Source organism: Parvularcula mediterranea, assembly GCF_013085255.1.
GTDB classification, from domain to species: domain Bacteria; phylum Pseudomonadota; class Alphaproteobacteria; order Caulobacterales; family Parvularculaceae; genus Parvularcula; species Parvularcula mediterranea.
Map to the genome: position 1 here is coordinate 1542811 of NZ_JABFCX010000002.1, position 13732 is coordinate 1556542.

Below are 13732 nucleotides of genomic sequence, written 5' to 3' on the forward strand. Positions count from 1 at the left end.
ATGTCCCATCAAAGCACTTACAACCCGCAGACCGGGGTCGAGAAATGGGTGGATGAGCGTCTGCCCATCGTCCGCCTCGGCTATGACAGCTTCGTCGATTTCCCGACGCCCAAGAACCTGAACTACTGGTACACCTTCGGCGGCATCCTCGCGATCTGCCTGATGGTTCAGATCGTCTCCGGTGTCGTCCTCGCCATGCACTACACGGCGCATGTCGATTATGCCTTCCTGTCGGTCGAGCACATCATGCGCGACGTGAACTATGGCTGGCTGATGCGCTACACGCACGCGAACGGCGCCTCGATGTTCTTCATCGCGGTCTATGCCCACATCGCGCGCGGCTTCTACTACGGCTCCTACAAGGCGCCCCGTGAGATCCTCTGGATCCTCGGCGTGGTCATCTTCCTCCTGATGATGGCAACCGCGTTCATGGGCTACGTTCTCCCCTGGGGTCAGATGAGCTTCTGGGGCGCGACGGTTATCACCTCGCTCTTCTCGGCGATCCCGGTGATCGGTGACCCGATCAAGACGCTCCTCTGGGGCGGCTTCTCGGTCGACAACCCGACGCTCAACCGCTTCTACGCGCTGCACTACCTGCTGCCGTTCCTCATTGCAGGTGCTGTGATCCTGCACATCTGGGCGCTGCACGTGCCGGGCAACAACAACCCGTCCGGCGTCGATGTGAAGGACGTGAAGAAGGACACGCTGCCGTTCCACCCGTACTACACGGTGAAAGATGGCTTCGCGATCGTCGTCTTCCTGCTGCTCTTCGCGGCGTTCGTCTTCTACATGCCGAACGCGCTTGGGCACCCGGACAACTATATCGAAGCCGATCCTCTGGTGACACCTGCGCACATCGTGCCCGAATGGTACTTCCTGCCGTTCTACGCGATCCTGCGGGCGATCGACTTCAACTTCCTCTTCATCGACTCCAAGCTCGGCGGCGTTATCGCGATGTTTGGCTCGATCCTGATCTGGTTCGTCGTGCCGTGGCTTGACCGTTCGAAGGTGCGCTCGATGCGCTACCGTCCGATCGCGAAGCAGTTCTTCTGGGCCCTGATGGTTGCTTTCTTCGGCCTCGGCTGGCTCGGCGCTCAACCGGCGGAAGGCATCTATGTCGTCTTCGCCAAGATCCTGACGCTCTACTACTTCGCCTACTTCCTGGTGATCCTGCCGGTCCTGTCGGTCACGGAGAAACCATTGCCGCTGCCCAAGTCGATTGCCGACGCGGTGCTCAGCGACAAAGCGAAGAAGGGCAAGGCGAAGAGCCCGGCTCCCATTACCGCAGGCGGCGCACAGCCGGCTCCGGCGGAGTAAGAATGATGATGAAGAAGCTCCTCACCGCTGCCGCTCTTGCGGCAGCCATCCTCCCCGGTGCCGCCTCTGCTGCTGGCGTTGCCAAGGAACCCAAGTCCAAGGAGTGGTATTGGGACGGCCCGTTTGGTCACTATGACCGCGACAGCCTCCAGCGCGGCTTCCAGGTCTACCGCGAGGTCTGCGCGGCCTGTCACTCGATGAAGCTGATCGCCTTCCGTCACCTCGGTGACCCGGCCGGTCCGTTCTACCTCGAAGAGTGCCCGGTCGAGCTTGGCCTGCCTGATTCCACCGACTGTTCCGACCCGGCCCAGAACCCGATCGTGAAGTCCCTCGCGGCTGAATACACGATCACCGATGGCCCTGACGAAGCAGGCGACATGTTCGAGCGTCCAGGCCTGCCCGCTGACTATCTGCCTTCGCCGTATGCGAACGTGCAGCAGGCAGCTTCGGCCAATGGCGGCGCCTATCCGCCGGACATGAGCCTCCTCGTGAAGGCCCGCGTCAACGGCGCGAACTACATCTACAGCCTGCTGACGGGTTATCCGGAGAAAGACCTCAAGACGATCGAGGTCCCGGGTGGTCAGTACTACAATCCTTACTATCCCGGCGACACGCTCAGCCTGATGAAGCCTGAGTACATCGACGAGAACGGTGAGATCATCGAAGACGCCGTGCGCGCTGCGGAAGACCCGAAATACGTCTCCTCCGACGGCCACATCTACGGCGGTGCCTTCAAGATGAAGTCTCCGCTCACGGACGGCATCGTCACCTATGAAGACGGCACCGAAGAGACGATCGAGCAGTACGCTAAGGACGTGGTGAGCTACCTCGCCTGGGCCGCTGAGCCGAAGCTCGACGAGCGCAAGGGCATGGGCACCTTCGTCATGGCCTACCTCTTCATCTTCGCAGGCATCACGTATGCCTCGTACCGCCAGATCTGGAGCTCGGCGAACATCGAGCACTAAGCTCTCTCTGGATTTCCTTTTGAAAAGCCGCCGCCCCTCGGGTCGGCGGCTTTTTTCGTGATGGATCCTGGACTTGATCCAGGACCTATCAAAAAAACAAAGCGCGCGAAGCGCACCCAACCCTGCTACCGCACGCGAAACACCCGAGGAGCACCCCATGACCGACACACGCGAAACCTGCCTCGCCATCTTCGGCGGCTCCGGCATCTACGAGATGCCCGGCCTGACGATTGAGGACGAGCGCGATGTCGAGACCCCGTGGGGCAAGCCCTCAGCACCCGTCACGGTCGGCAGGCTGAACGGCGTCCGCGTTCTCTTCCTCTCCCGCCATGGCAAGGGCCACTCGATCCCGCCGTCAGACCTCAACGCCCGCGCCAACGTCGCGGCAGCGAAGATGCTCGGCGCGACCGATATGCTCAGCCTCTCCGCCTGCGGATCGTTCCGGGAGGAGCTCGCGCCCGGCCACTTCGTCGCCGTCGATCAGTTCGTTGACCGCACGAAGGGACGCACACCGAGCTTCTTCGAGACAGGCTGCGTCGCCCACGTCTCCATAGCCCACCCGGTCTGCTCGCGCCTCTCGGAGGAAGCCGCCCAGGCCGCCGAAGCCGCAGGTGCCAAGGTGCATCGCGGGGGCACCTACCTCGTCATGGAAGGCCCGCAATTCTCGACCAAAGCTGAGAGCGAGCTCTACCGCTCATGGGGCATGGATGTGATCGGCATGACGGCGATGCCCGAAGCCAAGCTCGCCCGTGAGGCAGAGCTTCCCTACGCCATCCTCGCCATGGTCACCGACTATGACTGCTGGCACGAAGACAACGGCGCCGTGGACGTGGCGTCAGTCCTCGCCATCCTCGGCCAGAACCGTGACAAGGGCCATAAGACCGTCGGCGAGATCACCAAGATGATCGGTACCGAGAGGACACCGAGCCCTGACGGCATCGACACCTGCCTCGACTACGCCATCGTGACCGCGCCCGAAGCGCGCGACCCGAAGGCCGTCGAAAAGCTCAAAGCCATTGCGGGCAGGGTGCTCTGAGAAAAATCAGTGGCCTGAGTGACCGCCGCCGCTGCGGAGGGGATCCTTGACCTCAATCGGAAGGGTCTCCACCCGGCCGCTGGCGAAGGTCAGGGTCACGTCCCGCGTCTCACCCGCTTCGAAACCGCCGCCGAGACCGAACAGCATCAGGTGGTTGCTGCCTGGCTTGAGAATTAGCGTCTCGCCGGCAGCCACGTCATAGCCCTCGACTTGGCGCATCTTCATGACGCCGTTCTCGTCGAGGACAGTATGCAGCTCGACCCGGTCCACCCCTTCGATCGTCGCGGAGACGAGGCGGTCATCCTGATCGCTGGTCACGGAAAGGTACGCCGCAGACATGTCGGCTCCCGGCGCTGGCAGCCTGATGAAGCTCTCGACCGTACCTGACGTGGCGTCGCCATCCACTCCGCACGAAGTGAGGGCGAGGCTGGCGAGGAGAGCGGTCACGAAGCTGCGCATGGGGATACCTTTTCGATCCTGAACTTGACGCGGGGCTTAGGAGGAAGCACTCCATGGGCCAAGACAAGAACACGCGGATGACCATGAACGATCAAGAACGTAATCTCCTCCAGACCTTCCTGCGCGGCCGTTTCAACACCCAGGACCTCACCGTCCGGGGCCGCCCCAACAAGGAAGACAGCTCCGAAGTCTATATCGGTGAGGAGTTCATCGGCGTTCTGACCCGCGATGATGAGGACGAGGACCTGTCCTACGACTTCCACATGGCGATCCTCGACGTCGATCTCGAGCCCGTTGGCAACGCCTGAGCTTAGAGACGAGCTGATCGGCGCGCTCTCGGCGTGTCGCCACTGCGAGAGGGAGGGTCTCATTCCCGAGGCCCGGCCCATCTTCCAGCTGCCCGAAGGCGCGCGGATCGGCATCTTCAGCCAGGCGCCGGGCAATCTCGCCCATCAGGGCGGCAAGCCCTTCCTCGATCCCTCAGGCGTCCGGCTGCGCCAATGGCTGGGTGTCGACGAGGCCCAATTCTATGACAGCGGCCGCTTCGCCATCGCGCCGATGGCCTTCTGCTTCCCCGGCTATGACGGCACCGGAAAGACAGGGAAGGGCGGTGACCTGCCTCCGCCCAAGGTCTGCGCCGAGATTTGGCGCAAACGGGTGCTCGGACTTCTTGAAGGGACCCTCGAAGTCGCCCTCTTGGTGGGCAGCTATTCCCAGGATTGGCACCTCGGAAAGGCGAAACGGAAGACCCTCACCGAGACAGTCCGTGCGTGGCGCGACTATCCAAGAGAGCCTGCTACGGGGGCCAAGCTCTATGTCCTGCCCCATCCCAGCTGGCGCAACACGGCATGGCTCCGGAAGAACCCCTGGTTCGAAGAGGACATCGTGCCGGAAATCCAGGCCGACATCCAAAAAGCCCTGCGTGACTGAGCGCACGAAAAAGCCGGGCCGCATGACGCGGGCCCGGCTCTTCAGACGCTAGTCCTGTCCGCGATTAGCGGTTCGGTTCGTCGTTTTCGTCGACATCGACATCAGCGTCGACGTCTGCATCAACGTCAACATTGAGGCCTTCGTCGTCCATGACTTCAGTCTCTTCGCCATCAGCGTCGTCTTCCGGAACGTCAACACTGACAGTCGGGACTTCAACGGTGACTTCCTTCATGCCTGCGTCAACTTCGGGGCCGCGAACTTCGACTTCGGGAAGCTCGACGTCACCCTGGACTTCGACTTCAGGAATCTCACCGCCTTCAATGTCGGTGTCGAAGAGCCAAGTGTAGCCAAGGAAGGCCAGCACAACGACCACGACAGCAGCAACAATCTTACCCATGACAATACCCTTTCGCGTTGTCTGACCCTCTAACACGGACTTTAGGGTCTAGTTCGTTCCATTGCGGCGGCGACGCAGAAAACGGGAACTTTGCGACTCAATGTGAGCTTTGTTGCAAATGGCTCAGCTGACCGTCTCGTCTTCACGGCTCCGTGCGGACGATTGCTGCTGCCAAAGCCGGGCGTAGAGGCCGTCCTTCGCCAGAAGCTCCGCATGGGTCCCAATCTCTGCCACCTGACCCTGGTCGAGCACCACGATGCGGTCCGCATCCACGATCGTCGAAAGGCGGTGCGCGATCACGATCGACGTCCTGCCCTTGGACACTTCGTTCAGGGCACTGAGGATACCGGCCTCGGTCTCGCTATCGAGCGCCGAGGTCGCCTCGTCGAGAATGAGGAGAGGGGGGTTCTTGAGGATAGACCGCGCAATCGCCACCCGCTGCTTCTCTCCGCCTGAGAGCTTGAGGCCGCGCTCGCCAACGACCGTGTCGTACTTATCGGGCAGGGTCTGGATGAAGTCGTGGATCTGCGCAGCCCATGCTGCCTTCTCGATATCGTCCGGTGTCGCGCGAGGGCGGGGATAGCCGATATTGTAGCCGATCGTGTCGTTGAAAAGGACCGTGTCCTGAGGAACCACCCCGATCCCGGCGCGAAGGCTTGCCTGCGTCACGTCGCGAATGTCCTGATCACCGATTAGCACCGCGCCGCCCGTCACATCGTAGAACCGGAAGAGAAGCCGTGCGATCGTTGACTTGCCCGCGCCAGACGGACCGACAATGGCCGTCTTCTTCCCCGCGGGCGCCTCGAAGCTGATGCCTCTCAGGACCTCGCGCCCCCGGCCATAGCCAAAGCGCACGTTCCTGAACCACACCGAGCCCTCGGTGACAGAGAGAGCCTCCGCATGCGGACGGTCGGCGACATCCGGCCTGATCTTCAGAAGGGCGAACATCTTCTCCATATCGATCAGCGACTGTTTGATCTCGCGATAGGCGAAGCCGAGAATGTTGAGGGGCTGGTAGAGCTGCATCATGATGAGGCTTACAGCCGTCAGCTCACCGACCCCGTAACGCCCATCACCGACCCCCTGCGCGGTCAGCCCCAGCGCTGCGATCATCCCGCCATTCATGATAGCGGCCTGGCCGATGTTCACCCATGCGAGGGAGCGGTTCGAGCGGATGGCCGCATCCTGATAGCTCTCAAGAGCCTTCGAGTAGCGGTGTGTCTCACGCGCCTCGGCACCGAACAGCTTCACGGTCTCGTAGTTGAGAAGGGCATCGACCGAGCGCTGGGCCGCCTGCTGGTCCCTCTCGTTCATCTCCCTACGGAACTTCAGCCGCCACTCGGTCGAGCTGGCCGTGAACCAGAAGTACCCCACCACCGTCACCAGCGCGACCGCCGACAGCGCCAGCTCGTACCGCGCCGCGAAGATGATGCAGACAAAGCCAAGAAGCAGCAGCGTCGGCCCGATATTGAAGAGGAGGAAACGGAAGAGGAAATCGATCGACCGGTTCCCGCGCTCCATCACCCGCTGAAGGCTCCCCGTCTTCCGCTCGAGGTGGAAGCGTAAGGACAGCCCCTGCAGGTGCCGGAAGACATCGACGCCCACTTCGCGCTGGGCCGTCTGGCCGACCTTGGCGAACAGAAACTCCCGCAGGTTCGGGATCGCCGCCGACAGGAACCGCAAGAGGCCATAGCCGACGATGAAGCCCATGACCGAGGCGATGATCCCTTGGGTCAGGTCCTGCTCAGCAATCCGGTTGATCCCGTCCGCGAGCACCAGCGGCGCCTGCACCGTGATGAAGGAGCCCAGGATGATCACGACGATCGAAAGAACGATCCTGACCTTGAACCACGGCCGCCCTTCCTTCCACAGATAGGGGAAGAGGAGGCCGAGGTTGGAGATCTGCTCGCTCAGCTTGGTCTGGCGGGCGCTTTCGAGGTCTGGTTTCGGATCGGACATGGCGCCCACATAAGACCGATTTTACGGCATTACGAAGGCTTTCGCGTTGCGGCCTTAGTTGAAGCCGAGGATGTCGAACTTCACGAGGATTTCCTCATCCTGCTCAAAGCCTGCGACCGTCGAGTTGTCGAACCGGTAGCGGATCGAGACAGCCGCGCAGCGGTTGGCAAGGCGGACGGCGAACTCCGTCTGGGTGCTTTCGCCAGAGTCGAGGTTCTGGGCCTGACGCGCCGCGATGCTGAGATGCTTGTTCACCCGCCACGCAGCCGAGACCGTCAGGAACTCGTCGAGGATCTGGTTCGTCTCGAAGTCATCACTCTCTACACGGAGATAGTTGAGGTTTGCCGAGAGGGGACCGATGCGCGAGGAGACGAGCGATTCGAGCCGCCTGAAGGCGCCTGTGTCGTCATCAATCCGGAAGCGGTTATCGAGCACAAGGTTCTTGCCGATGCGGATGTCGACCGCGCCGACATAGTCCGACTGGACCTCACCGATGCCGCCTTCATCATCGAAGGCGTCGGATTGCTCGCGACGGAACTGGTTGCCGATCATGCCGTTGACCGTGAGGCCGGAGCCGAGCGCTGCCGTGCCCGAGACGCCCGCATTCACCCGCTGGCCGTCTTCCCAAAGATCGAGGCCCGTCGACTTGTTATAGTCGAAGAGGGTGATCTGATCGAATTGGAAGAACTGGCTGTCCTCGTTGAAGATGTCGTCCCGGAAGCTGCGCGTCGGGCTGACGACCGCCTGCACGCGAGGCTCGATTATGAAGCTCGTGTTCTCGCCAATGCGGGCGAGGGGGTAGGACCACTCCGCGCCGATGGTCGGCAGGAAGCGAGAGACCTGAAACTCCGTCTCCTGACCATCCCGCGGTAGGAACTGGCGGCAAGTGTTGTAGAACCTGTCCGCGACATTGCAGGGCTGGATGCCTTGATCGGCGTCGCGATAGGCATAGTGATCGCCGCGCACCTCGCCATAGGCCTCGAAGCGGTGACCGCTGCGGGTGAGCTTCACGCCCTGGTAGCGCAGGTGCGCCGAGCCACGGAAGCTGTCGACGCCGTCCTCGCGCAGGAGGCTCAGCAGGCTGCCGCCGACGGTGATCTCGCCACCGGGAGCCTTGTAGAAACGGTCATGCCTGATCCGCGGCAGGGCCTGCGCGGTGAAGCGCTGGTCTTCGTTCAGGCGCAGTGTCTGGAACAGATAGCCAGTGAGGTCCGTGCGAGATTGCTCCGTATTCCGAGAAAAGCTGAGATTGCTCGCAAGCCTGTCAGGACGGAGGATGTTGATCTCCTCCTGCAGCTCACCCTCGGGCGCAATGTCGTAGATGAGGGAATAGCCCTTGTCCGAGACACCATCGATATCGGCCTCGAGCTGCCATTGCATCGGCAGGTCGCGGCGGTAGCGGCTGAACCAGTGCCAGCGCGTCGAGTCGGGGTCGCCGCCTTCTTCTGTCAGGTCGTTCGTCGGATTGATGACCCCAGCCTGAATGATCAGGTCGGAGTTGTGCGTGTTCCGGCGATACTCACCCTTCATCAGCAGTCCGAGATCGGAGAAGTTCCGCGGCGAGAAGGTGAAGTCCTGATAGTTCGAGATGGCGAAATAGTAAGGGAGTTCCACCTCGGTCCCGCGCCGGGTGGATCCGCCGATCTCAGGGGGAAGGATACCCGATGCCCGCTCGACCGAAGGGTCCGGGAGCTGGGCGTAAGGCGTATAAATAAGAGGTACACCGAAGATTTCGAGGAAAGCGTCGCGGAACCGGAGGACCTTGTTCTCCTCGTCCTGAATGACCCGGCGGGCTTTCAGCTGCCACACCGGACGGTCTGCGCGCAGCCCCTCGTCGCAGACTTCGCACAGGGTGAACTTCGCGCGCCTGAGCTCGTTCTTGCCGTTGGCCCGCCTGATCGCTGAGGCAGCGCCGAGCGTTCCGTTTGGTGCCAACTCGGCAGCAAACGCCTCCGCGATGCCGTTCCTCAGGTCCTTGGACAGGACCACCGTGTCGCCAAAATAGAGCTGCCCGTTCTCGTCCTTCACCGCGACATTGCCCTCGGCGGTGACGAGGCCGGTTTCAGGATCGTAGATCACCCGGTCGGCCCGGACGAAGCGCTCTTCGCTCGCTGCGCGGACGTCGCCTTCCGCGATCAGCTTGCCGTTCTCGTCCTCGCGATAGACCCGCTCCGCAGACAGAAGGACATCGTCTTCCTGCGCAGGGGGCAGCTCTGTCGCCTGAACGGTCAGGGCAGCGCTGAGCGAGAAGAGGAGGCTGGCGAGCATGAGGTCTCCGGTGGGCCAGACTTCCCTAGTGAACCGGTCTTAACCACGTCTCAAGGGGGAAGGAGCGCCTAACCGTCTTCTTGGAAAAGAAGAATCGTCAATCCGACCAGCAGTGTGACGAGCGGCGGTGTCCAGGCCGCAATCCTTGCCGGGATGAGGCCCGCTTCACCGATCGTCTGGCTGAACTGGATCAGGATGAAGGACAGGAACCCCGCCGCGATACCGGACAGGATCAGCCGCGCCGTCCCGCCTCCGCGGGCGTGGATGGGGAGGGCGAAGACGCAGGCGAGGACCGCCATCGCTGCGAGCTTTACCGGCGTCGCGAAGATCTCGTTGAGCCTCAGCGCATAGGGCTCGAGCGGGATGCCCGCATTGCCGATCCGCGCCATGAGGCCCGGCAGGTTCCAGAGGTGCAGCACCTCCGGCCGGTCACCGGACTTGGCGAGGTCGTCGATGACAAAGGTCATGGGGAAGGAGACGTCGCCCACCTCTGCCGAAAGATCAGCTCCAGGCACGGAACGCTTGGCATCGAGGAGGGTGAGGGTCTGTCCTTCGAGCTGACCGTCCGCCGCGTCGAAGCGCTCGATCAGGGTCCCGATGGGCGTCTTTCTCCAGACGAGGAGCTCGCCGAACTCCCCGGTGGTCACATTGATCCGCTCGGCACGGACGATCAGGACCTGACCCTCGGCAAGGTCTTGCCTGAGCCAGACACCATCGCGGAACGCCTTGGGCGTCGTCTCCGTCGCGCCGCCCCGGTAGGAAGCGAGCTTGTTGTCGGCGGTCAGCGACATGCGCGTCGTCAGCGGATCGACCACGGCGATCAGGAACATGCCGATGGCCAGCGCCAAGAGGACCGGCGCCCCGACCACACGCCAGACCGAGAAGCCTGCGGCCCTGAAGACGGCAATCTCCAAAGAGCCCGCAAGCTGGGCAAAGGCCATCAGCGTGCCGAAGAGGACGATGAATGGCGACAGGATCATCAGGAGCTGGGGCGTCCTGAGGAGCGTGAGCTCGAACGCCTGCGCTGCACCAGCGCCTGGCAGCTCGCTGACCTGCCGAAGGGCTTCGAGGAAGTCGATCGAAACGGTCAGGCCAAAGGACGCGAGACCGAGCACGATGATACCGCGCAAGGTGCGCTGCATGATGTACCGCTCGGGAAGGGTCAGACCGATCATGCCGGAGCTCCTTCCCGTTTCGGTGTCGGTGCCTCAATCTCTCTCAAGGTTCGGGACGACACGCTCCGCGGGTTGATCAGCGCGATGCTGGCCACGGCGATCCCGAGGAGAGGCAGCCCGTACTGCACCCGGTCAAAGAGAGCGTTCTCCGAAGCGAGGCTCTGAGCAAGGAAGCCGAAGATGCGGAGGAGGGCACAGACCGCAGCGGCGATCAGGATGCGCCGACCGTATCCCCGCCTGCTCGTCGTCGCGGATAGCATCACAACCGCCGAGATCAGGACGAAGGCGATGCAGTAGAGAGGCGTCGCCAACCGGGCATGGCCCTCGGCCCTGAAGACGCCCTGATACTCTTGGTTATAGGGCCGTTCGAGATCGGGGTTGAAAAGCTCGCTCAGAAACCGCTCGGAAGTCTCCCACGGTTTGTTGACCGGTCGTCCGTCCGCAAACCCTTCGAGGTCTACAGCCGTCTCCTCGAAGCGCACGATCTCGATCTCGCCCGTCTCGGCATCCTTCCACTGACCGGTGCCCCTAAGCAGGTAAAGCCTAGGCCCTGCCTCGGTTACGGTGAAAAGACCGTTCTCTGCCGTGTAGGTGACCGGCCGTTCGGTATTCCGCGTATCGTAGATGTGCAGGCCCACATATTGGTCGCCCGGCCGGACCTCTTCGGCGTAGAAAGTGACTTGGCCTGTGACGTCGGTGAACACCTGATCCCGGACCAATGACGAGGCGATATTGGACCTCACATCCCAGACCGTCTCGCGAAGCTGACGGTGGCTCTTCGGCGCGAGGTCGAGGTTGATCCAGTAGACCGCCCCTGCCGCGATGAAGCCGAGAAGGAGAAGCGCCCGCGCGATCCTGAACCGGCTGGCGCCAGCTGCGCGCATGACCGGGATCTCGCTATCCACCATCAGGACGTTGAGGATGTAGAGACACGCCGCGAGGAGCGCGACGGGGATCACGATACCGACAAGGCTCGGGATCAGGAGGAGCGTGATCTTGAGGAAGGCTGCTATCGTCCCGCCATCATCGACGATGATGTCCATCCGTTGCAGCACCTGGGTCAGCCACGCCACGGCCGTCGTGCAGATGAGGATCATCAGAAAGGGCAGCGACGTCGCTTGGAAGAGGTAACGGTCGAGACGGCTCACTACGGACCTTTGATCATCTGGACAAACGGGGCGGGTTCCCCAAATCGCTGGCGACGCCTAGCACGCCTGTGACGAACGATACGAGGCCCCGAGCCCGAGGAGAATGACGCGATGCAATTAAACTTCACAAAAGACATCCCCAATTCCGGCATGATCGTCGTGCCCGTGGCCAAGGATGCCGCGATTTCTCTCCCCGCTGGCCTGAGCGCAGCCGAAGCGGAGGCCAAGCGCGCAGCGAAAGCCTCGGACTTCTCTGGTAAGCCCGGCCAGACCGTCGTGATCGCAGGCCCTGAAGCCATGCCCGAAGCGACCCTGATGCTGCTCGGCGCTGGTGAGATCGATGCTGACAAGGCCCTCGCCATGCAGAAGCTCGGCGGCAAGATCGCTGCCCAGGCTGTCCGCCGCGCAAAAGAGCTGACCATCCTCGCCCCCGGAGGCGCAGCGGCAGACGTCGCCTACGGCGCGATGCTCCGCTCCTACAGCTTTACCAAATACATGAAGAAGGCCGAGGCGGATGAGCTGCCGAAGCTCCAGAAGATCAACGTGGTCTCTGACGATCCGAACGCGGAAGACAGCTACAACGCTCTTGGCGCCGTTGCCGACGGTGTAAAGCTTGCCCGCGATCTCGTCACCGAGCCGCCGAACGTCCTGCACCCCGAGAGCTACGCTGAGCTCTGCAAGGAAGAGCTCGAAGGCCTCGGCGTCGAGATCGAGATCCTCGGTGAGAAAGAGCTCGCCAAGCACGGCATGCACATGATGCTCGGCGTCGGTCAGGGTTCTGTTCGTGAGAGCAAGATGGTCGTCATGAAATGGTCGGGCGGTGGCAGCGAAAAGCCGATCGCCTTTATCGGCAAGGGCGTGACCTTCGACACGGGCGGCATCTCGCTGAAGCCCGGCGCGAACATGGACGAGATGAAGATGGACATGGGCGGCTCGGCAGCCGTCGTGGGTGCCATCCGCGCGCTCGCCGGCCGCAAGGCTAAGGTCAACGCCGTGGGCCTGATCGGCCTTGTCGAGAACATGCCCGACGGGAATGCCCAGCGTCCGGGCGATATCGTCGACACCATGTCCGGCCAGACCGTCGAGATCCTGAACACGGACGCTGAAGGCCGCCTGGTCCTCGGTGACGTGCTGACCTACTGCCAGAAGTTCCACCAACCTAAAGCCATGGTCGACCTGGCGACCCTGACCGGTGCGATCATCATCGCGCTGGCCCATGAGTATGGTGGTCTGTTCACGGAAGATGACAGCCTCGCCACGGCGCTTCTCGAAGCTGGTGACACTTCGGGTGATGAGCTCTGGCGGATGCCGCTCGGTGATGCGCACCGCGACATGATCAAGTCCGACGTCGCAGATATGAAGAACATTGGCGGTCGTGACGGCGGCAGCTCTTCGGCTGCTGCTTTCCTTTCGCGCTTCGTTGAGAAGGGTACGCCTTGGGCGCACCTCGACATCGCGGGTTCAGCCTGGGTCAAGAAGGACTCCGACACATCGCCCAAGGGCGCAACGGGCTTCGGCGTCCGGCTCCTCAATGAGTGGGCCAAGGGCTTCGAGGCTTAGTCGCCGTGCTCACCGCACTCCTCGCATCGCTCAGCCTCGCCGCAGCGCAGCCCCCCGCGCTCGGCGGGGTGGAGCGGACGCCTGACCCGGTGGTCTCCGCTCCGGTGGGGCCGCTCCTCGACCAGCTTCAGTGGAAGCGGCGTATCCTGATCGTTCACAACGACTTCGTCCGTGACCAGATCGGCACGACGGAGAAGAACGCAGCCTTCGCTGAGCGGGAGATCGTGGTCGTCAATTTCGGCGCACGGGGCGTGGGCATCACCCTCTTCGATGAGGGCGGCCAGAATGTCCGGGGCAGGGCGCTCAAGGCTCCCGGCGCGCTGGAAGACCTCTTCCAGCGCTACGGCGTTGCTCCGGGCAAGCCCGAGATCGTGCTCGTCGGCAAGGACGGCCAGATCAAGGGCCGGTGGGAGGAGAGCGTTGAGCTCGAAACCCTCACCACACTGATCGACTCAATGCCTATGCGACAGCAGGAGATGGACAACCGCTAGCTTCTTGTTGGCTCGCGTTTTCGAACC

General features: G+C 62.5%; 13 protein-coding genes. 7 read left to right on the forward strand and 6 right to left on the reverse strand.

Annotation, left to right across the window (positions count from 1 at the left end; genetic code table 11):
- The 3 genes from HK107_RS08055 (at window position 1) to HK107_RS08065 (ending at window position 3318) form a co-directional block, all read left to right on the forward strand.
- Complete coding sequence (locus HK107_RS08055; protein ID WP_173198354.1) at window positions 1-1317, forward strand: cytochrome b; 1317 nt, start codon at window positions 1-3, stop codon at window positions 1315-1317.
- A gap of 2 nt (window positions 1318-1319) precedes the next feature.
- A complete protein-coding gene (locus HK107_RS08060) occupies window positions 1320-2282 on the forward strand; it encodes a cytochrome c1 (RefSeq protein ID WP_198912334.1) in 963 nt (320 codons plus the stop codon).
- 157 nt (window positions 2283-2439) lie between these two features.
- Window positions 2440-3318: an S-methyl-5'-thioadenosine phosphorylase gene (locus tag HK107_RS08065; protein ID WP_173198356.1), complete on the forward strand. Its 879-nt coding sequence runs from the start codon at window positions 2440-2442 to the stop codon at window positions 3316-3318.
- 6 nt (window positions 3319-3324) lie between these two features.
- On the opposite strand, the gene HK107_RS08070 is transcribed toward HK107_RS08065, so the two are convergent.
- The gene (locus tag HK107_RS08070) at window positions 3325-3777 is read right to left on the reverse strand and encodes a copper chaperone PCu(A)C (RefSeq protein ID WP_173198358.1); all 453 of its coding nucleotides are present in this window, start codon (window positions 3775-3777) and stop codon (window positions 3325-3327) included.
- A gap of 53 nt (window positions 3778-3830) precedes the next feature.
- Here HK107_RS08070 and HK107_RS08075 point away from each other — a divergent pair, with 53 nt between their 5' ends.
- Together HK107_RS08075 and HK107_RS08080 are read left to right on the forward strand one after the other, a co-directional pair.
- Entirely contained in the window at window positions 3831-4085 is a 255-nt protein-coding gene (locus HK107_RS08075) for a DUF3126 family protein (protein WP_198912335.1), read from the forward strand.
- Window positions 4072-4707, forward strand: a complete 636-nt coding sequence (locus HK107_RS08080) for a uracil-DNA glycosylase family protein (RefSeq protein ID WP_233061176.1) — start codon at window positions 4072-4074, stop codon at window positions 4705-4707. The genes HK107_RS08075 and HK107_RS08080 overlap by 14 nt, the downstream gene beginning before the upstream one ends.
- Window positions 4708-4771: 64 nt before the next feature.
- Here the strand turns inward: HK107_RS08080 and HK107_RS08085 are convergent, their stop codons facing one another.
- From HK107_RS08085 to HK107_RS08105, 5 genes are all read right to left on the reverse strand, one after another.
- On the reverse strand, window positions 4772-5104 hold the full coding sequence (locus HK107_RS08085; RefSeq protein ID WP_173198360.1) for a hypothetical protein: 333 nt from the start codon (window positions 5102-5104) through the stop codon (window positions 4772-4774).
- A 123-nt stretch (window positions 5105-5227) separates the two neighbouring features.
- Window positions 5228-7063 (reverse strand): ABCB family ABC transporter ATP-binding protein/permease, encoded by a 1836-nt coding sequence (locus tag HK107_RS08090; protein ID WP_173198362.1) that lies wholly within the window; start codon window positions 7061-7063, stop codon window positions 5228-5230.
- A gap of 54 nt (window positions 7064-7117) precedes the next feature.
- On the reverse strand, window positions 7118-9331 hold the full coding sequence (locus HK107_RS08095; RefSeq protein WP_173198364.1) for an LPS-assembly protein LptD: 2214 nt from the start codon (window positions 9329-9331) through the stop codon (window positions 7118-7120).
- A 68-nt stretch (window positions 9332-9399) separates the two neighbouring features.
- Window positions 9400-10506, reverse strand: coding sequence for an LptF/LptG family permease (locus tag HK107_RS08100; protein ID WP_173198366.1), 1107 nt, complete (start codon window positions 10504-10506; stop codon window positions 9400-9402).
- The gene (locus HK107_RS08105) at window positions 10503-11654 is read right to left on the reverse strand and encodes an LptF/LptG family permease (RefSeq protein WP_173198368.1); all 1152 of its coding nucleotides are present in this window, start codon (window positions 11652-11654) and stop codon (window positions 10503-10505) included. The genes HK107_RS08100 and HK107_RS08105 overlap by 4 nt, the downstream gene beginning before the upstream one ends.
- Before the next feature lie 111 nt (window positions 11655-11765).
- Here HK107_RS08105 and HK107_RS08110 point away from each other — a divergent pair, with 111 nt between their 5' ends.
- Together HK107_RS08110 and HK107_RS08115 are read left to right on the forward strand one after the other, a co-directional pair.
- Window positions 11766-13214, forward strand: coding sequence for a leucyl aminopeptidase (locus tag HK107_RS08110; protein WP_173198370.1), 1449 nt, complete (start codon window positions 11766-11768; stop codon window positions 13212-13214).
- A 5-nt stretch (window positions 13215-13219) separates the two neighbouring features.
- Window positions 13220-13705, forward strand: coding sequence for a DUF4174 domain-containing protein (locus HK107_RS08115; RefSeq protein WP_173198372.1), 486 nt, complete (start codon window positions 13220-13222; stop codon window positions 13703-13705).
- Window positions 13706-13732 lie beyond the last annotated feature (27 nt).